Genomic DNA, 18,428 nt, shown 5'->3' with positions numbered 1-18,428 from the left:
CGGGATGATGATCGGCAAAATTGCGGATCAGGGCGGCGGGTGGGGCGGGAGTTGAGGCCGATCTCTCGTACAGTTTGAGCCGTGGGTTCTCTGCGTAATCCGATCGGGCCGCTTCCCTCCACCATCTACTGGCGACGGAGGGCGGTAGCGGCGACGCTGATCGCGCTGCTCGCGTTGCTGATCGTATGGGCCGTCACCTCCCGTGACGGCAAGGGGAATCACGACGACTCCAAGGCTCCCGGCTCCGGCCCCGCTGACGCGATCACGCCAGGACCCTCCGTCTCCGGCCCGGCCATCAGTGAACAGCCGGGCGGGCGCGACGAGTCGGGTGACTCGGGCGGGAGTGACGACAGCGGCGGCGGAGGTTCGGACACCGGCTCGGGCGGAGCCAACGGGGGCTCGGGCGGCTCGGGCGGAGCCAACGGCGGCTCCGGCAAGGCCGGTTCCGGTTCGGGCAGCGGTACGGACGGCGGCTCGGGCTCCGGTCCGGGCGGCGCCTCCGGCGGTGGCGGAACCGCAGGGCAGCAGCTCCCGGCCGGTTCCACGATCCCCGACTGCACGCCCGGCGCACTCCAGTTGACCCTGAAGACGGCCATCAGTTACGGACCCGACGAGAAGCCGAAGTTCCGGCTGATCGCCAAGAACACCTCGTCCACCGCCTGCAAGGCCGACTTCGGCCCGAAGAGCGCGGTCCTCACCATCACCGAAGCCGGTGGCGACGACAACGAGGTGTGGTCCTCCAAGGACTGCCCGCGCAACGCGGCCGCCGTGCTGCTGAAGGTCCCGGCGGGCGCGACCGTCGTGCACACCGTGGAGTGGAACCGCGCGAAGAGCGCCCCGAAGTGCGCGACGCCGCCCGCGGGGAAGGCCGGCCCCGGCACGTATCTGGTCGAGGCCAAGGCGCCGGGCGAGCCCGTGAAGCGCGCCTCGTTCGTCCTCGCGAAGGACTGACCGGGCACTGACCTCGGCCACCGGGACCTGAACGCGGTCGGGGCCCGGTGCGATCCACCGGGTCCCGCCGAACACTTCACGCGCCGTACTCAGGCGCCGTCGACGAGCCATCGACGAGCCGTCAACGCACCCGCTAAAGCCACTGCCGCTGCCATTGTCACCGCCACCGCGCCGCCCCGGACGGGCGCGCGGCAGCGGGGGGCTACACGTACCGTTCGAGAATCGACGACTCGGCCAGCCGGGACAGGCCCTCGCGCACGCTCCGCGCCCGCGCCTCGCCGACCCCGTCCACCGTCTGGAGATCGTCCACACTCGCCGCGAGCAGCTTCTGCAGACCGCCGAAGTGCTCCACGAGCCGGTCGATGATCGCCCCGGGCAGCCGCGGCACCTTGGCCAGCAGCCGGAAACCGCGCGGCGAGACCGCCGAATCCAGCGTCTCGGGGGAGCCGCTGTAACCCAGCGCCCTTGCCACGACGGCGAGTTCGAGCAGCTCGGTGTGGGACAGCGCGTCCAGTTCGGTGAGCGCCTCCGCCACCGTGCGCGACCGCTTCGCGGTCGGCTCCGGCACGTAGTCGCGCACGACCAGCTCGCGCTCCGGCTCAACGCCCGCGATCAGCTCGTCGAGCTGGAGCGAGAGGAGCCGGCCGTCGGTCCCCAGCTCCACCACGTACTCGGCGATCTCGGTCGCGATCCGGCGCACCATCTCAAGACGCTGCGCGACGGCGGTCACGTCCCGGACGGTCACCAGGTCCTCGATCTCCAGAGCGGAGAGCGTGCCCGCGACCTCGTCGAGCCGGAGCTTGTACCGCTCCAGCGTGGCGAGCGCCTGATTGGCGCGGGAGAGGATCGCGGCGGACTCCTCCAGGACCCGGCGCTGCCCGTGCACGTACAGCGCGATGAGGTGCATCGACTGCGAGACCGAGACCACCGGGAAGTTGCACTGCCTGGAGACCCGGTCCGCCGTGCGGTGGCGGGTGCCGGTCTCCTCGGTGGGGATGGAGGCGTCCGGGACCAGCTGCACGCCGGCCCGCAGGATCTTGGTCATGTCCTTGTCGAGGATCAACGCCCCGTCGAGCTTGGCCAGCTCACGCAGCCGGGTCGCGGTGAATTCCACGTCCAGCACGAAGCCGCCGGTGCACATCGACTCGACGGTCTTGTCCATGCCGAGCACGATCAGCCCGCCGGTGTTGCCTCGGAGAATGCGCTCCAGGCCGTCCCGCAGGGCCATTCCGGGCGCGACGGCGGTCAACGAGGCGCGCATCAGCGCCTCGTTACCGGTGCCTTGGCCGGATTTTCCGGGCGATGCTGCCCGGTCGCTGGCTGCCACTGCACTCCTCCGGTCACAGGTTCGCGGTGCCCTTGGGGCTTCCCGTCTGGATCATGCCGGGCTCGCGGGGTGAGCCAAACGAAGACCCTACGTCCCTCATACCGTTCGTACGGACGGGCGAGACCAGGGCAAAGTCTACCGGCGTGCGCCGTCCTCCTGTGGGGCCTGTGTACGGGACCGGCGCGGGAGCACTCTCAGCGCGTCGCCCATGTTGGCGACTTCCGTGACCTTCATACCGGCCGGGACCTTTCCCGGATCGGTCGGAACCAGCGCGTGCGTGAAGCCCAGCCGGTGCGCCTCCGCCAGTCTGCGCTGGACCCCCGTGACCCTTCTGACCTCGCCCGCGAGCCCCACCTCGCCGATCGCCACAAGGTTCTTGGGCAGCGGTGTGTCACTCGCCGCACTGGCCAGGGCCAGCGCGATCGCGAGGTCCGCGGCGGGCTCGGTGAGCTTCACGCCGCCGACCGTCGCGCTGTAGATGTCCCGTTTGCCCAGCGAGCTGATCCGGCCGCGCTGCTCCAGCACGGCCAGCATCATCGACACCCGGGACGTTTCGAGCCCCGAGGTCGTGCGCCGGGGTGAAGGGATCTGGGAATCGACCGTGAGCGCCTGCACCTCGGCGACCAGCGGCCGCTTGCCCTCGAGGGTGACGGTCAGACAGGTGCCGGGCACGGGTTCGTCGCGGCGGGTGAGGAAGAGCCCGGACGGATCGGCGAGACCGGTGATGCCCTCGTCGTGGAGCTCGAAGCAGCCGACCTCGTCGGTCGCCCCGTACCGGTTCTTCACGCCGCGCACGAGCCGGAGCCGGGCATGGCGGTCGCCCTCGAAGGACAGCACCACATCGACGAGGTGCTCCAGCAGACGGGGCCCGGCGATCGCCCCGTCCTTGGTGACGTGGCCGACCAGCATGGTCGACATGCCGCGCTCCTTGGAGGCGCGGATGAGCGCCCCGGCGACCTCGCGGACCTGCGCCATGCCGCCGGGCGCCCCATCGATCTCGGGTGAGGCCACGGTCTGTACGGAGTCCAGGACGAGCAGCGACGGCTTGACCGCGTCCAGATGGCCGAGGACCGCGGACAGATCGGTCTCGGCGGCCAGGTACAGATGGTCGTTGATCGCCCCGATCCGGTCGGCGCGCAGCCTGACCTGGCTGGCGGACTCCTCGGCGGTCACATAGAGCGTGCGGCGTTCCTCGCTTGCCGCCTTGGCCGCCACATCCAGCAGCAGGGTGGACTTCCCGACGCCCGGCTCACCCGCGAACAGCACGACGGCACCGGGCACCAGCCCGCCGCCCAGCACCCGGTCCAGCTCACTGACGCCGGTCGAGCGGGCGGTGGCCTGCCGGCTGTCGACCTGGCCGATCGGGAGCGCGGCGGTGGAGACGCGGCCGGCCGCCGTGGTCCGTACCGCGGGGGCGCCGCCGAACTCCTCGACCGTCCCCCACGCCTGGCACTCGGGGCAGCGGCCGAGCCACTTGGCGGTCGTCCAGCCGCATTCCGTGCAGCGGTAGGACGGCCGGTCCTTCGCGGATTTCGTACGGGCAGCCATGGCGCCACCGTATAGGTGACCTCGGACAGTGCCGTCCGGCGCGGTGCGACGGGGGGAGCGCACGCCGCCCTCCCGCGTCGGAATCAGGGGTTCCTGTCCGCTTTCAAGCGATACGTTCACCCGTAAGGGTTAAATCTACTCAAGGGGCGCGAGGGGCATGCCCCGTCCTGCCTACGGTCGCAAGGTGACGAGCAGCTGGCTGGAGATCCACACGAACACCCCCGGCGCACATCGGGTGCGGCATCGCGCGCCGCACTCCTCGCCGAAGCAGCCGCCTGCCCGTTACGAGCCGCATCTCGACGGCCTGTTCACCTACTGCCTCTCCGTGCTCTGCGACCACGATGCCGCCACCGACGCGCTCGGCGGTGTGCTCGCGCTGGCGGAACGGCAGGGCGGACGGTGTCCCACGGGCGAGGAGGAACGTAAAACCTGGCTGTACGCGCTGGCCAGGTGGACGTGTCTGCGCAGGCTCGCCGAGCGGGAACAGGGCCGCCAGGCGCACCGCCGGCACGACAAGGCGCGGGCGCGCGGGCAGTCGGCGAAGGAGAGCCGCCACGCCCCGGCCGCGCAAGGGGCGCGCGCAGGACGGCGCACGCCCCCACCCCCGGTCGCCGCCCACGCACCGAAGGCCCCGACCGCACCGCCCTCCGCACCGCCCTCCGCGCCCCGGTCCGCGAAGCCGCAGTCCGCCGCCGCCCCGGAGACCCCCGCGGCGGCCGAGGCGCACCGCCGCGAGCTGGCCCAGCTGGCCTGGCCCGAGGCCGCGGGCACCACCCCCGAACAGCGGGAGGCACTGGAGCTCGCGGTACGGCACCGGCTCACCCCGGTCGCGGTCGCCGCCGTCCTCGGTCTGGAGGCCGCGGCGGCCAGAGAACTCCTGGCAGCGGCCGCCTGCGAGGTGGAGCGGACCAGGGCCGCGCTCGCCGTCGCCGAGTCGGGCAACTGCCCCACGGTCGGCAGGCTCACCGGCGATCAGCGCGTGCTGCTCTCCGCGACCCTGCGCCGCGAGCTCGTTCGGCATGTGGACGACTGCCCCCGCTGCCGCAACGCCGCCGAGCGGGCCGGCGCCGAGGGCCCCTGGCCGGGTGCGGCCGTCCCCCCGGTCGCCGCGCTGGCGGTCGTCGAGGCGCCGCGCCCGTCCGCCTATGTGGCCATGATCCACGCCCAGAAGCACCAGAAGAATCGGTCCGCCACTCCGCGGTTCGACCGGGCGGGCTTCCCGATGGACCCCAAGGACCATGCCGCGCGCCGGGACCGGCTGCGGTCGAGGGTCATGACGACGACAGTGGTCGCCACGGTCGTCGCCGCCCCGGTGATCGCCCTGTGGTCCGCGTACCGGGGGGCGCCGCTCACCGGCGAGGGGCACGAAGGGTCCTCGGTCACCGCGACCGAGGCGGACGGCAGCCACGGCGGCGACCCGTACGGCCATTACGCGAACGCGGGCAACGCCAGCCTCGAGTCCGGCCCCCGCTTCACGGACGACGGCGGCCTCCCGGACGTCTCCGCCGAGGTCATCAGCGTGGACACGGGCGCGGGGCCGGACGCGGGGCGGGCGGGCGCCCTCACCGTCGAGGCACGTTCGCCCGGCGGCACGACGATGATCACCCTCACCGCGTCGAGGTCCGGCCCGGTCGCCTGGTCGGCCCGGACCTCCGCGTCCTGGCTGCGCCTCGGCAACTCGTCCGGGAAGCTCGCAGCAGGCGGCAGCGTCACGATCCGCGTCCTCGTCGACCACGGGCGCGAACCGGCCTCGCACTGGACCGCACGGGTCGCCGTCACCCCGTCGGGATCGGTCGTCGCGATTCACGGGTACGGCGGGAGACGGCCGTCGCGCGACAGACCGCACCCGGCACAGCCTTCGCAGCCTTCATGGTCCTCGTGGCCTTCACGGCCGAGCGGCACGCTCCACCCGCGCCCCCGCCCCCACCCGCACGACCCGTCGGACCCGCCGTCGTCCTCACCGGATCCCACGGAGCCGACACCGGACCCGCCGGACCCGACTGCCGACCCGACGGATCCCACCACCACACCGACGGACCCGGGCGGGCCGAGCCCGTCCCCCGACCCGTCGACCCGGACCGGCCCGGAGAAGAGCCCGAGCGTCCCACCACCGGCGAACTGACCGGCGGGACGGCCCCGCGGCGGCAAGCGACCCTGCCGCCGGCGAGACGGCCCCGCGGCGGCAAGCGACCCGCGCCCCGGGACCCGCGCCCCGGGACCCGCCCGGGACCCGTGCCCCCTGCTCCGGGACCCGCGCCCCAGGGGCCTACGCCGTCGGATCGGCCGGGTGGGGCGCCATCGGTAGCAGCGAGGCGAGCCGCTCCTCGCACAGCCCGACCAGCCGGTCGTACGCCTCCTTGCCCATCAGCTCGGTCAGCTCCGGGCGGTACGACACGTACACCGGCTCCCCGGCCCCGTGCGCCGACGTCGCCGACGTGCACCACCAGTGCAGGTCATGACCGCCGGGGCCCCATCCCCTGCGGTCGTACTCACCGATCGTCACCTGGAGCACCCGGGTGTCGTCGGGCCGGTCGATCCAGTCGTAGGTACGCCGGACCGGCAGCTGCCAGCACACGTCCGGCTTGGTCTCCAGCGGCTCCTTGCCCTCCCGCAGCGCGAGGATGTGCAGTGAGCAGCCGGCCCCCGCCGCGAAACCGGGCCGGTTCTGGAAGATGCACGAACCCTCCCAGCGCCGGGTCTGGCGCTCGCCGTCGTCGTCGGTCTGCACCCAGCCCGACTGCGTACCCACGTCGTGGAACTGCCACAGATCGGGGGTCAGCCGGGCGACGTGACCGGCCACCCGCTTCTCGTCGTCCTCGTCGGAGAAGTGGGCGCCGAGCGTGCAGCACCCGTCGTCCGCGCGCCCGGCCTGGATGCCCTGGCAGCCACTGCCGAAGATGCAGCTCCACCTGGACGTCAGCCAGGTCAGGTCGCAGCGGAAGACCTGCTCGTCGTCGGCGGGGTCCGGGAACTCCACCCAGGCCCGCGCGAAGTCGATCCCCGTCTCGTCGGACTCGTTGGGTCCCTTTGTCTTCGGCTGCTGCATCTCCTGCTTCGTTTTCTGCTTCGTCGTGATTTTGTCCGGCTTCGCCTTTTTCGTCTTTGGCACGGGCCAAGAGTAAGACGGACCGCCGCAGTAGCGTTCTGCATATGAGACTCGGAGTCCTCGACGTGGGGTCGAACACGGTTCATCTGCTGGTCGTGGACGCGCACCCCGGCGCCCGCCCGCTGCCCGCGCACTCGCACAAGGCGGAGCTGCGCCTGGCCGAACTCCTCGACGAGGACGGCGCGATCGGCCCGCTCGGCGTGGACCGGCTGGTGGCGACCGTCGCCGACGCGGCGCAGGCCGCCGAGGACAAGGGCTGCGAGGACGTACTGGCGTTCGCCACCTCGGCGGTGCGGGAGGCGAGCAACGCCGACACGGTGCTGGCCCGGGTGCGGGACGAGACGGGCATCGACCTCGCGGTCCTCAGCGGCGCGGAGGAGGCCCGGCTCACCTTCCTCGCCGCCCGCCGCTGGTTCGGCTGGTCGGCGGGCAAGCTGCTGGTCCTGGACATCGGCGGCGGCTCGCTGGAGATCGCGTACGGCATCGACGAGGAGCCGGACGCGGCCGTGTCGCTGCCGCTCGGCGCCGGACGCCTCACGGCCGGCTGGCTGCGCGGCGATCCGCCGGACCCGGCGGAGGTGAAGGCGCTGCGCCGGCACGTACGGGCGAGGATCGCCCGCAGCGTCGGCGAGTTCACCCGCTTCGGCCGCCCCGACCATGTCGTGGCCACGTCCAAGACCTTCAAGCAGCTCGCCAGGATCGCGGGCGCCGCCCGCTCCACCGAGGGGCTGTACGTGCAGCGCACCCTCAGCCGCAAGGCACTGGAGGAGTGGGTGCCGAAGCTGGCGGCGATGACGGTCGAGGAGCGCGGGCGCCTGCCCGGCGTCTCCGACGGTCGGTCCGCCCAGCTGCTGGCGGGGGCGCTGGTCGCGGAGGGCGCCATGGACCTCCTGGGCGTCGAGGAGCTGGAGATCTGCCCCTGGGCGCTGCGCGAGGGCGTCATCCTGCGCCGCCTGGACCATCTGCCGACACGGGACGCGCCGGCCCTGAACTGACGGCCACCGCGGACGGGCGCGGAGAACCCCATGGGCCTTCTCACTTTCAGCCGGGCTTCTCTCGGCGCGACGCACCGCGGCCCGTACGCTGTCTGCGTGGCAGAACCAGTGGTGCGCATCCCGGATGCGAAGGTCGCCCTGTCGACGGCCTCCGTCTATCCGGAGTCGACGGCGACGGCCTTCGAGATCGCCGCGCGTCTGGGCTACGACGGTGTCGAGGTCATGGTCTGGACCGATCCCGTCAGCCAGGACATCGAGGCCCTGCGCAGGCTCGCGGACTACCACCGGATGCCGATTCTGGCTGTTCACGCCCCTTGTCTGCTGATCACGCAACGCGTCTGGTCCACCGATCCCTGGGTCAAGCTCCAGCGGGCGCGGGCGGCCGCGGAGAAGCTCGGGGCGTCGACCGTCGTGGTCCACCCGCCCTTTCGCTGGCAGCGGCAGTACGCGCGTGACTTCGTCACCGGGATCTGGCGGATGGCGGACGAGACCGATGTGCGGTTCGCCGTCGAGAACATGTACCCGTGGCGCTACCGGGACCGGGAGATGCTGGCGTACGCCCCGGACTGGGACGTCACCAACGACGACTACCGGCACTTCACCGTCGACCTCTCGCACACCTCGACCGCCCGCACGGACGGCCTGGCCATGGTCGACCGCATGGGCGACCGGCTGGCCCACGTCCACCTCGCCGACGGCAAGGGCTCAGGCAAGGACGAGCACCTGGTGCCGGGCCGGGGCGACCAGCCCTGCGCGGAGCTGCTGGAGCGGCTGGCCGGTACGGGATTCGACGGCCATGTCGTCGTCGAGGTCAACACCCGCCGGGCGATGTCGTCGGCGGAACGCGAGGCCGACCTCGCCGAGGCCCTGGCGTTCACCCGGCTGCACCTCGCGTCGTCCTCCGTACGGGCGCCGCGCTCATGACCACGGGCGACGGGACCCCGAGCACCGGCCCCAGACGCCGCGGCCGTCCATCCCGCGCCGAGTCGACGACCGGCCCCGATGCCCGCACCCGCATTCTGGAGGCCGCCCGCAACGAATTCGCGCAGCGCGGCTACGACAAGACGTCGATCCGCGGCATCGCGAAGGCGGCCGACGTGGACGCGGCACTGGTCCACCACTACTTCGGTACGAAGGACGAGGTCTTCGCCGCCGCGGTCGAGCTCTCCTTCGAGCCCGCGCTGGCGATCCCGGACATCCTCGGCAGCAGCACGGAGGGCCTGGGGGAGCGGCTGGCCGGCTACTTCATCGAGGTGTGGGAGAACCCGGTGTCCAGGGCCCCGTTGCTGGCGGTCATGCGCTCGGCCATGACCCACGAGGCGGCGGCGAAGGGCCTGCGCGTCTTCGTGCTGCGACGCCTGCTGGGCCGGATCGCGGACCAGCTGGACGTCCCCGACGCCGCCTTCCGCGCGGAACTGGCCGCGTCGCACATGGTGGGCATCGCGGTGCTGCGGTACGTGATCCAGGCAGAACCACTGGCATCGGCGCCCCCGGAAAAGATTGTCGCGATGGTGGCCCCCACACTGCAGCGCTACCTGACAGAGGAATAGCCTCCGCCGCCTCCCTCGATCCCGGATCCCGGACACCTTGTCCACATTCCGGCACCGGAGGCGTACGCTCGGAATCAGTCTTTTCTGTCGAAGGAGCGAGAGACGATGCCCCAGCTGAGGTCCCGCACTGTCACCCACGGCCGCAACATGGCGGGCGCCCGCGCCCTTATGCGGGCCTCGGGCGTAGCCAGCGAGGACATCGGCAAGCCGATCATCGCGGTCGCCAACTCCTTCACGGAGTTCGTCCCCGGCCACACCCACCTCGCCCCCGTCGGCCGGATCGTCTCCGACGCGATCAAGGCCGCGGGCGCGGTGCCCCGCGAGTTCAACACCATCGCGGTCGACGACGGCATCGCGATGGGCCACGCCGGGATGCTCTACAGCCTCCCGTCCCGCGACCTGATCGCCGACTCCGTCGAGTACATGGTCGAGGCGCACTGCGCCGACGCGCTGATCTGCATCTCGAACTGCGACAAGATCACCCCGGGCATGCTGATGGCCGCGATGCGCCTCAACATCCCCACGGTCTTCGTCTCCGGTGGCCCGATGGAGGCCGGCAAGGCCACCCTCGTCGACGGCACGGTCCGCAAGCTGGACCTGATCAACGCCATCAGCGACGCGGTCAACGAGAACGTCTCCGACGAGGACATGCTCCGCATCGAGGAGAACGCCTGCCCCACCTGCGGCAGCTGTTCCGGCATGTTCACCGCCAACTCGATGAACTGCCTGACCGAGGCCCTCGGCCTCTCCCTCCCCGGCAACGGCTCCGTCCTCGCCACGCACACCGCCCGCAAGGCGCTGTACGAGGAGGCCGGCCGCACGGTCGTCGAGATCACCAAGCGCTACTACGAGCAGGACGACGAGACGGTCCTGCCGCGCGCCATCGGCACCCGCGCCGCGTTCGACAACGCGATGGCGCTGGACATCGCCATGGGAGGGTCGACCAACACGATCCTGCACCTGCTGGCCGCCGCCGAGGAGGCCCAGCTGGCGTACGGCCTCGACGACATCAACGAGGTCTCGCGCCGGGTCCCCTGCCTCTCCAAGGTCGCCCCCAACGTGGCGCCCGGCGGCACGTACTACATGGAGGACATCCACCGGGCGGGCGGCATCCCCGCCATCCTCGGTGAGCTCCACCGCGGCGGTCTGCTCAACGAGGGCGTGCACTCGGTGCACTCCGACACGCTCGCCGAGTGGCTCAAGAACTGGGACATCCGCGGCGGCTCACCGTCCCCGGAGGCCGTCGAGATGTGGCACGCGGCCCCCGGCTGCGTCCGTTCCGCCACCGCCTTCTCGCAGTCCGAGCGCTGGGAGACCCTCGACGTGGACGCGGCCGGCGGCTGCATCCGCGACATGGCGCACGCGTACTCCAAGGACGGCGGCCTCGCGGTCCTCAAGGGGAACCTCGCCGTGGACGGCTGCGTCGTGAAGACGGCCGGCGTCGACGAGTCGATCTGGACCTTCGAGGGCCCGGCGGTCGTCTGCGAGTCGCAGGACGAAGCCGTCGACAAGATCCTCCGCAAGGAGATCAAGGAGGGCGACGTCGTCGTCATCCGTTACGAGGGCCCGCGCGGCGGCCCCGGTATGCAGGAGATGCTCTACCCGACGTCGTTCCTCAAGGGCCGCGGCCTCGGCAAGAGCTGCGCACTGGTCACCGACGGACGCTTCTCCGGCGGTACGTCGGGCCTGTCCATCGGACATGCCTCGCCGGAGGCGGCATCGGGCGGGACGATCGCGCTCGTCGAGGACGGCGACCGGATCCGGATCGACATCCCGAACCGCTCGATCGAGCTCCTGGTCCCCGACGCCGAGCTGACCACCCGCCGTGAGGCGCTGAACGGTGTGTACGCGCCGAAGAACCGCGAGCGCAAGGTCTCGGCGGCACTGCGCGCCTACGCGGCCATGGCGACCAGCGCGGACCGCGGCGCCGTCCGCGACGTCTCCAAGCTCGGCTGAGAACCCGTCGGTGTCCGGCCCCTCCCACGAGGGGCCGGGCCCGCCGACACAGCCCGTCGTGGCGCGAAAACTACTCCTTGCATCCGAGTGATCGCAGTAAGCTCGCACCCTTGTCATGCATGATCATGATTGGGGCACCATGCGCACTTCCGTACGGCGATCAGCGGTCATCGCGTCAGCCGTTGCCGCCCTCGCGGTCCTCGGCGTCGCCCCGGCCGGGGCGGCTTCGGCCGCCGCCACCCCGGCCGGTGTCTGCGGATCCGGATACACCCAGCTCGACTCGCACGCGTTCCGGAACTCGTCGGCCGAACTGGCCCGCGTCTACCTGCTCTACAACGCGAGCACCAAGTACAACTGCGTGGTCACCTTCCACGCCTCCGCCACCAGCGGTTACGCGCTGACGACCGGCGCCTGGCTCGACGTGGACGGGGACGGCAAGGGGCAGGCCAAGGACCAGGGGACGTACTCCTCGTACGCGGGCCCGGTCCGGCTCTCCGCCGGCAACCGCTGTGTGAAGTGGGGCGGCATGATCGAGGCAGGCGTAGGGACGTACACCTACACGAGCTCGTGGGGACACTGCGGCTGACGCGCGACGGCGCCGTGCCCGCCCGGAGCGGGCCCGGCGCCACCGCCCGCCGTCCCGGGCCGGCCCGTCGCAGGCCCGGGCCTGGGATAATCGACCTCGTGAGCGAGAACAGCGAGATCCCCGACGGCACGGCGCCCGGCACCACCGAGTCCGCGACGGCACCCGCAGGCGCCACCGCGACCGCCCCCGGCCCGCAGCCCGAGCCCATCCGCTTCTTCGGCACGAGCTGGGTCGCCCACGACGGCAACTACGGTCTGCGCCGCGCAGGAGTCGCCGTCGGCTCGCTCGCCGCGACCGCCGCCTCCTGCTTCCTGCTGCGGTTCGCCTACCAGGGTCTGGAGATCGCCGACGTCGGCAGTTTCGTCGGCATCCTGGTGGTCCTGATGTTCGCCATCTGCAGCGCGATCGCCTTCCGCAAGACCTGGGAGGGCTTCGGCAGCCGCCCGGCCGACCCCGGCCGCGAGGACAATCTGCGCGGCCTCAAGACGATCGGCTTCATCGGCTCGCTGCTCGCGTACTTCTTCCGTACGTTCACCGAGGCGCCGGGCGAGAAGCTCCGGCGCGCGGAGTACGAGGCGGCCCAGGTCCGGTACGCGAAGCGACGGTCGGCCCGGACCGGAAATCCGGCAGCCCGTAAGACGGCCAAGGCGAAGAAGGCCCGCCGCAAGTAGCGCGAAGCGACGCGGCACGCACGGCCGGAGGCGATCCGGCCCGTGTCGCCTGTCGCCCGGCCGGGCGACCCAGGCCCCACAACCGCCGCAACGCCTCGCCCCGGCAGCGCCGCCGAGGCCACCATGGCCGCATGGCCGCTACAGACACCCCGAATATCCCGGACTCGAGCCCGTCCGCGCGCCCCTCGCCCGCGCCCCCGCGCGCCCTGTCGTTCGACCGCGCCGCCGCCCAGTACGGCACGGCCCGCCCCGGATACCCGGACGCCCTCCTCGACGCCGTCGAGGAACTCGCCGACCGCCCGCTGCGGGGCTCCCGCACCCTCGACATCGGCGCGGGAACCGGCATCTCGACCCGCCGCCTCCATGACCGGGGTGCCCGGGTCGTCGCCGTCGAACCGGGCCCCGGCATGGCGGCGGAACTACGGCGGACCCTGCCGGACGTCCCGTTGGTACGGGGCGACGGCAACCGCCTCCCCTTCGCCGCGGCCTCGGCCGACCTGATCACGTACGCCCAGTCCTGGCACTGGACCGACCCCACCCGCTCCGCCCCCGAGGCCATGCGCGTCCTGCGGCCGGGCGGTGCGCTCGCCCTGTGGTGGAACGTCGCCGACGACACCGTCCCGTGGATCGCCGAGCAGGACGCCCGCCTGCGCCGCTTCTTCGGCGCCGAGGCCCGCACGAAAGCCGGCCCCGAAGCACATACCGAAGCCGCGCCCGCGCCCGCGACCCCGAAAAGAACCGAGGTCACCGGCGCCCACGGCTCGCCCGCCCACGGCCACGACCTGCCGCCCGAACTCACGTTCGTACACCGTCGCGTGCCCTGGACCCGGCGCGTCCCCCTGGCCACCCACCTCGCCAACCTGGGCAGCCACTCCGCCTTCCTGATCCTCGGCGACGAGCCCGTCCGGCGCTTCCTCTCCGAGGAGCGCGAGCACCTCGCACCTCACTTCCCGGACGGCACGGTGGAGGAGACCTACGTCGTCGATCTGAACGTGGCCATCCGCTGAACCGGATGCGCGGCGCCCGAACCGGAGTGCGGCGCCCGCTCCCTTGACGGGGGCGTGCCGCCACGACAAAATTCATCACATGATGAATTCTTCGGGCGTCGCCATCAAGGCCCGCGGCCTCACCGTCGTACGAGGCAACCGCACCGTCCTGAAAGGCCTTGACTTCACCGTCGAGCCAGGCAGGATCACCGGGCTCCTCGGCCCCTCCGGCTGCGGCAAGTCCACCCTGATGCGGGCCGTGGTCGGCACCCAGGCCAAGGTCACCGGCACCCTCGACGTCCTGGGCAGCCCCGCGGGCCACCCCACCCTCCGGCCGCGGATCGGGTACGTCACCCAGGCGCCGTCCGTCTACACGGACCTCACCGTCCGGCAGAACCTCGACTACTTCGCGGCGATCCTGCAGCCGGGCCGCCGACACCGGGTCGCCCGCCGCGAAGCCGTCACCCGCGCCATCACCGAGGTCGACCTGACCACCCACTCCGGCGCCCTCGCCGGCACCCTCTCCGGCGGCCAGCGCACCCGTGTCTCCCTCGCCGTCGCACTGCTCGGCACCCCGGAACTCCTCGTCCTCGACGAACCCACCGTCGGTCTGGACCCGGTGCTGCGACGCGATCTGTGGAACCTCTTCCACAGCCTCGCCGCCGACCGCGGCACCACCATCCTCGTCTCCTCGCACGTCATGGACGAGGCCGAACGCTGCCACCGGCTGCTCCTGATGCGCGAGGGCGAGATCCTCGCCGACGACACCCCCGAGGCACTGCGCGCCGCCTCCCGCACCGACACCGTCGAAGAAGCCTTCCTCCACCTGGTCGACGCGGCCGCCACCCGTCAGGAGAACGCCCGATGAGCACGAGCACGAGCACGACGCGCACCCCGACACCGCCCCCGGCGACCGGCTCATCCGTCCTGAGCGCCGCCCGCACCCTCGCCACCGCCGCCCGCGTCCTGCGCCAGCTGACCCACGACCCGCGCACCATCGGGCTGCTCCTGCTGATCCCGGTCGTGATGATCACGCTGCTGCGGTACGTCTTCGACGGCAGCGCCGGGACCTTCAACTCCATCGGCGCCTCGCTGCTCGGCATCTTCCCGCTGATCACGATGTTCCTGGTGACCTCGATCGCCACCCTGCGCGAGCGCACCTCGGGCACCCTCGAACGCCTCCTCGCCATGCCGCTCGGCAAGGGCGACCTGATCGCCGGCTACGCCCTCGCGTTCGGCGCCGTCGCCGTCGTCCAGTCGTTCCTGGCCACCGGCCTGTCGTTGTGGGCGCTCGGCCTGGACGTCACCGGATCCGCGTGGCTGCTCCTCCTGGTCGCGGTGCTCGACGCCCTGCTCGGCACGGCTCTCGGCCTGTTCGTCTCGGCCTTCGCGGCATCCGAGTTCCAGGCCGTCCAGTTCATGCCAGCCGTGATCTTCCCGCAGCTCCTGCTCTGCGGACTTTTCATCGCCCGGGACCGAATGGCACCCTTCCTCGAAGCGATCTCGAACGTCCTGCCCATGTCATACGCGGTCGACGGCATGAACGAGGTCCTCCAGCACCCGGACACCACCGGCAACTTCGTCCGAGACGTCCTGATCGTGGCGGGCTGCGCACTCCTGGTCCTCGCCCTCGGCGCAGCCACCCTCCGCCGCCGGACCACCTGACGGCCCGGTGCGAGGATGGCGGTCACGCGCACCAGGAACAGCCGGCCCCAAGTACGGCCGGCACCGCGAACCGCCAGCACCGCGAACCGCCAGCACCTTGAAACAGCCGGCACCTAGAACAGCCGGCACCGCCCGGAGGGTGAACCGCATGACCCAGACAGTCGCAGTCCTCGGTACCGGCAAGATCGGCGAGGCCCTGCTCAGCGGCATGATCCGGGCCGGGTGGCGCCCGGCGAACCTGCTGGTCACCACCCGCCGCTCCGAGCGTGCCGAGGAGCTCCGCAACCGCTACGGAGTCGACTCCGTCAGCAACGCCGAGGCCGCCGAGCGCGCCGACATCCTCATCCTCGCGGCCAAGCCCCAGGACATGGGCCGGCTCCTCGACGAGCTCTCCGCCCATGTCACCGCCGACCACCTGGTCATCAGCGCCGCGGCCGGCATCACGACCGCGTTCATCGAGGACCGCCTCGCCGAGGGCACCCCGGTCGTCCGCGTCATGCCGAACACCCCCGTCCTGGTCGACGAGGGCATGTCCGTCATCTCAGCCGGCAGCCACGCCACCCCGGGGCACCTCGCCACCACCGAGACGATCTTCGGCGGGGTCGGCAAGACCCTGCGCGTCCCCGAGTCCCAGCAGGACGCGGCCACCGCGCTCTCCGGCTCGGGCCCCGCGTACTTCTACTTCCTCGTCGAGGCGATGACGGACGCCGGCATCCTGCTGGGCCTGCCCCGCGCCCAGGCCCACGACCTGATCGTCCAGGCCGCCATCGGCGCCGCCGTGATGCTCCGGGACAGCGGCGAGCACCCGGTCAAACTCCGCGAGGCCGTCACCAGCCCGGCCGGCACCACCATCAGCGCCATCCGCGAACTGGAGAACCACGGCGTACGCGCCGCCCTCATCGCCGCCCTCGAAGCCGCCCGCGACCGCAGCCGCGAACTCGCCTCCGGCAACGGCTGAGCTACTGCGCGGCGGCAGCGATCAGCTCCGCACTGCGCACCACCTCCGCGAACCCACCGCCGTGCAGCGACACGGCGGTGGCCCGCGCCAGCTCGTCCGCCCCGAGCGTCCACCCCCACGGGCCGACCCCGTCGAAGGTGTAGGTCGCATCGAGCGCGAAGAACACCTCGTAACCCAGGTTCCCCGCCATCCGCGCCGTCGTCTCCGCGCACATATTGGTCTGGATCCCGGCCACCACGATCTGCCGCACCCCGCCCGCGCGCAGCCACGCCCCCAGATCGGGCGTCCCGTAGAACGCCGAGTTCACGCTCTTCGTCAGAAACAGTTCGGGCCCACCGCCCTTTCCCCGCCGTTCCTCCACGTACGGCTTGAAGCCGTTCCCCGGATGCCCCACCCGCAGCGGCGAATCCGGCGCACGCGAGTCATGCCGTACGAACACGACCGGCCGCCCGCTGGACTGCCAGGCAGCGATCAGCCCGGCGATGTTCCGGTCCGCCGAGGGATTGTTCCGCGGCCCCCAGTACTCCTCCTCCTCGAATCCCTGCTGTACATCCACCACGACCAGCGCTGCGTTCTCCGCGATATCCATGGCAACGATGCTGCCGCCCGGGAGCACGGCGGCCCAGAGGTCGAAAAGTCATCGACCGATGCTTTACTGCCACCATGCCCGCCACCCCCGCCCCCACCCCCACCCCGTACCGAATCGCCCTCGTCTCCTTTCCGGGCATCCGCGCGTTCGATGTCTCGGTCATCACGGAGGTCTGGGGTGTGGACCGCACCGACCGGGGCGTCCCGGCATTCGACCTGCGCCGCACCGCGGCCGCCCCCGCTCCCATCCTGCTGCGCGGCGGCCTCTCGCTGACCCCCGACCGCACGCTCGCCTGGCTGTCCCGCGCCGACCTGATCGTGGTCCCCGGTCTCGACGACCACCTGACACCGGCCCCCGGCCCGGTCCTCGAAGCCCTGCGACGCGCCCATGCCCGAGCCACCCCGATCGCCGCCCTCTGCGGGGGCGCCTTCACGCTCGCCCAGGCGGGGCTCCTGGACGGCCGCCGGGCAGTCACCCACTGGAACCTCACCGACCTCCTGCGCACCCACCACCCCGGCGTGAAGGTCGTCCGTGACGCACTCTTCGTCCACGACGACAACCTCTGGACATCCGCGGGCACGGCGGCCGGCATCGATCTCTGCCTCCACCTCGTCCGTACGGCCCATGGCGCGGAGGCCGCGGCGACGATCGCGCGTTCGATGGTCACGGCCCCGTTCCGTACCGGAACCCAGGCCCAGTTCATCGAGCACCCCACCCCGCACGCCGACCGCGATGCCGACACCCTCGCCGAGGTACGAGCCTTCGCCCTGACACATCTGGCCCAACCGCACACAGTGGCCGGCCTCGCCGCCCGTGCGGGCATGTCCCCGCGCTCCTTCGCCCGCCACTTCCGGGCGACCACCGGCACCGCTCCACTGCGCTGGCTGATCACCCAACGCATCGCCGCAGCTCAGAAGCTTCTGGAGCGCACCGACCTACCCCTCCCCGAGGTCGCCCGCCGCACCGGCTTCGGCAGCGAGATCACCATGCGCCAGCACTTCGCGACCCACCTGTCCACCAGCCCCCGTGACTACCGTCTGGCCTTCCACCACACCCCGGCAGGACCCGGGGTTGACACGCCCGGCCCGCAACCGTAGTGTGCTCCGAGTTGTCCGACGTGAGCGCCGACCCCGGTCGGTCCCCGGACAGCCATTCCGCAGTAACCACAACGAGTGAGCGACAGCTGTCGCCTGTCTTTGCGTGCGCATTTGTGGAATGAGGAATCCGCGTTCGAAGGAACGTGACCCCGATTAGCGTCGGGGCCCTGGAATCCGCTAATGTCTCACTCGTCGGAACGGCCCAACAGCCGGAAAGACAAGCCCCACTGACTGGGAATCGGGCCCGAAAGGATCTGATAGAGTCGGACTCGCCGGAAAGGGAAACGCGAAAGCGAAGAACTGGAAAGCGAAAATGCGAAACCCGCTTCGACCGGGAATCGGACACGAAAGAGTCTGATAGAGTCGGAAACGCAAGACCGAAGGGAAGCGCCCGGAGGAAAGCCGCAGAAAATGTTCTGCGGTGAGTACAAAGGAAGCGTCCG

The 18,428-nt window shown here is 71.6% G+C and carries 17 protein-coding genes; 13 read left to right on the top strand and 4 right to left on the bottom strand.

Translation table 11 applies throughout. The annotated features are described in order from the left end of the window. Positions 1 to 123 precede the first annotated feature (123 nt). Positions 124 to 951, top strand: coding sequence for a hypothetical protein (locus FHX80_RS11895; RefSeq protein ID WP_145767236.1), 828 nt, complete (start codon positions 124 to 126; stop codon positions 949 to 951). A gap of 202 nt (positions 952 to 1,153) precedes the next feature. Here the strand turns inward: FHX80_RS11895 and disA are convergent, their stop codons facing one another. Both disA and radA read right to left on the bottom strand, forming a co-directional pair. Continuing rightward, entirely contained in the window at positions 1,154 to 2,278 is a 1,125-nt protein-coding gene (gene disA / locus FHX80_RS11890) for a DNA integrity scanning diadenylate cyclase DisA (RefSeq protein ID WP_145764181.1), read from the bottom strand. A gap of 135 nt (positions 2,279 to 2,413) precedes the next feature. Continuing rightward, a complete protein-coding gene (radA, locus tag FHX80_RS11885) occupies positions 2,414 to 3,826 on the bottom strand; it encodes a DNA repair protein RadA (protein ID WP_145764174.1) in 1,413 nt (470 codons plus the stop codon). A gap of 184 nt (positions 3,827 to 4,010) precedes the next feature. Between radA and FHX80_RS11880 the strand changes: the two genes are divergently transcribed. Continuing rightward, entirely contained in the window at positions 4,011 to 5,948 is a 1,938-nt protein-coding gene (locus tag FHX80_RS11880) for a BACON domain-containing protein (protein WP_145764169.1), read from the top strand. Between the two features lie 144 nt (positions 5,949 to 6,092). Here the strand turns inward: FHX80_RS11880 and FHX80_RS11875 are convergent, their stop codons facing one another. After that, entirely contained in the window at positions 6,093 to 6,935 is an 843-nt protein-coding gene (locus tag FHX80_RS11875) for a DUF3109 family protein (RefSeq protein WP_145764165.1), read from the bottom strand. A gap of 41 nt (positions 6,936 to 6,976) precedes the next feature. On the opposite strand from FHX80_RS11875, the gene FHX80_RS11870 reads away from it, so the two are divergent. From FHX80_RS11870 to proC, 10 genes are all read left to right on the top strand, one after another. After that, positions 6,977 to 7,927, top strand: a complete 951-nt coding sequence (locus FHX80_RS11870; protein WP_145764164.1) for a Ppx/GppA family phosphatase — start codon at positions 6,977 to 6,979, stop codon at positions 7,925 to 7,927. Positions 7,928 to 8,023: 96 nt separating this feature from the next. Next, positions 8,024 to 8,851, top strand: coding sequence for a sugar phosphate isomerase/epimerase family protein (locus FHX80_RS11865; RefSeq protein WP_145764162.1), 828 nt, complete (start codon positions 8,024 to 8,026; stop codon positions 8,849 to 8,851). Next, positions 8,848 to 9,477, top strand: a complete 630-nt coding sequence (locus tag FHX80_RS11860; protein WP_145764161.1) for a TetR/AcrR family transcriptional regulator — start codon at positions 8,848 to 8,850, stop codon at positions 9,475 to 9,477. The genes FHX80_RS11865 and FHX80_RS11860 overlap by 4 nt, the downstream gene beginning before the upstream one ends. 105 nt (positions 9,478 to 9,582) lie before the next feature. Further along, positions 9,583 to 11,433 (top strand): dihydroxy-acid dehydratase, encoded by a 1,851-nt coding sequence (gene ilvD / locus FHX80_RS11855; RefSeq protein ID WP_145764160.1) that lies wholly within the window; start codon positions 9,583 to 9,585, stop codon positions 11,431 to 11,433. Positions 11,434 to 11,572: 139 nt separating this feature from the next. Then, complete coding sequence (locus FHX80_RS11850; RefSeq protein WP_145767235.1) at positions 11,573 to 12,019, top strand: hypothetical protein; 447 nt, start codon at positions 11,573 to 11,575, stop codon at positions 12,017 to 12,019. Between the two features lie 98 nt (positions 12,020 to 12,117). Next, positions 12,118 to 12,690, top strand: a complete 573-nt coding sequence (locus tag FHX80_RS11845) for a hypothetical protein (protein WP_145764159.1) — start codon at positions 12,118 to 12,120, stop codon at positions 12,688 to 12,690. 131 nt (positions 12,691 to 12,821) lie between these two features. Continuing rightward, positions 12,822 to 13,697, top strand: a complete 876-nt coding sequence (locus FHX80_RS11840) for a class I SAM-dependent methyltransferase (RefSeq protein WP_145764158.1) — start codon at positions 12,822 to 12,824, stop codon at positions 13,695 to 13,697. Between the two features lie 79 nt (positions 13,698 to 13,776). Continuing rightward, positions 13,777 to 14,544, top strand: coding sequence for an ABC transporter ATP-binding protein (locus tag FHX80_RS11835; RefSeq protein ID WP_145764157.1), 768 nt, complete (start codon positions 13,777 to 13,779; stop codon positions 14,542 to 14,544). Continuing rightward, positions 14,541 to 15,341 (top strand): ABC transporter permease, encoded by an 801-nt coding sequence (locus tag FHX80_RS11830; RefSeq protein ID WP_145764156.1) that lies wholly within the window; start codon positions 14,541 to 14,543, stop codon positions 15,339 to 15,341. Before FHX80_RS11835 ends, FHX80_RS11830 begins: the two co-directional genes overlap by 4 nt. A gap of 148 nt (positions 15,342 to 15,489) precedes the next feature. After that, positions 15,490 to 16,299 carry a pyrroline-5-carboxylate reductase gene (gene proC, locus FHX80_RS11825; RefSeq protein ID WP_145764155.1) on the top strand — a complete coding sequence of 270 codons (810 nt, stop codon included), beginning with the start codon at positions 15,490 to 15,492 and terminating at the stop codon, positions 16,297 to 16,299. A 1-nt stretch (position 16,300) separates the two neighbouring features. On the opposite strand, the gene FHX80_RS11820 is transcribed toward proC, so the two are convergent. After that, positions 16,301 to 16,888: a cysteine hydrolase family protein gene (locus FHX80_RS11820; protein ID WP_145764154.1), complete on the bottom strand. Its 588-nt coding sequence runs from the start codon at positions 16,886 to 16,888 to the stop codon at positions 16,301 to 16,303. A 74-nt stretch (positions 16,889 to 16,962) separates the two neighbouring features. Here FHX80_RS11820 and FHX80_RS11815 point away from each other — a divergent pair, with 74 nt between their 5' ends. Next, positions 16,963 to 17,985 (top strand): GlxA family transcriptional regulator, encoded by a 1,023-nt coding sequence (locus tag FHX80_RS11815; RefSeq protein WP_145764152.1) that lies wholly within the window; start codon positions 16,963 to 16,965, stop codon positions 17,983 to 17,985. The last annotated feature ends 443 nt before the right edge of the window (positions 17,986 to 18,428 follow it).

Origin of the sequence: Streptomyces brevispora (genome assembly GCF_007829885.1) — a bacterium.
Classification (GTDB): domain Bacteria; phylum Actinomycetota; class Actinomycetes; order Streptomycetales; family Streptomycetaceae; genus Streptomyces; species Streptomyces brevispora.
This window is presented reverse-complemented; position numbering and strand designations above follow the sequence as displayed.

Bases quoted from the DNA above. Each gene is read 5' to 3' on its own strand.
- FHX80_RS11840 (WP_145764158.1), top strand. From the start codon at position 12,822: ATGGCCGCTACAGACACCCCGAATATCCCGGACTCGAGCCCGTCCGCG.
- radA (WP_145764174.1), bottom strand. From the start codon at position 3,826: ATGGCTGCCCGTACGAAATCCGCGAAGGACCGGCCGTCCTACCGCTGC.
- FHX80_RS11835 (WP_145764157.1), top strand. From the start codon at position 13,777: ATGATGAATTCTTCGGGCGTCGCCATCAAGGCCCGCGGCCTCACCGTC.
- FHX80_RS11830 (WP_145764156.1), top strand. From the start codon at position 14,541: ATGAGCACGAGCACGAGCACGACGCGCACCCCGACACCGCCCCCGGCG.
- ilvD (WP_145764160.1), top strand. From the start codon at position 9,583: ATGCCCCAGCTGAGGTCCCGCACTGTCACCCACGGCCGCAACATGGCG.
- FHX80_RS11870 (WP_145764164.1), top strand. From the start codon at position 6,977: ATGAGACTCGGAGTCCTCGACGTGGGGTCGAACACGGTTCATCTGCTG.
- FHX80_RS11850 (WP_145767235.1), top strand. From the start codon at position 11,573: ATGCGCACTTCCGTACGGCGATCAGCGGTCATCGCGTCAGCCGTTGCC.
- FHX80_RS11820 (WP_145764154.1), bottom strand. From the start codon at position 16,888: ATGGATATCGCGGAGAACGCAGCGCTGGTCGTGGTGGATGTACAGCAG.
- proC (WP_145764155.1), top strand. From the start codon at position 15,490: ATGACCCAGACAGTCGCAGTCCTCGGTACCGGCAAGATCGGCGAGGCC.
- FHX80_RS11860 (WP_145764161.1), top strand. From the start codon at position 8,848: ATGACCACGGGCGACGGGACCCCGAGCACCGGCCCCAGACGCCGCGGC.
- FHX80_RS11815 (WP_145764152.1), top strand. From the start codon at position 16,963: ATGCCCGCCACCCCCGCCCCCACCCCCACCCCGTACCGAATCGCCCTC.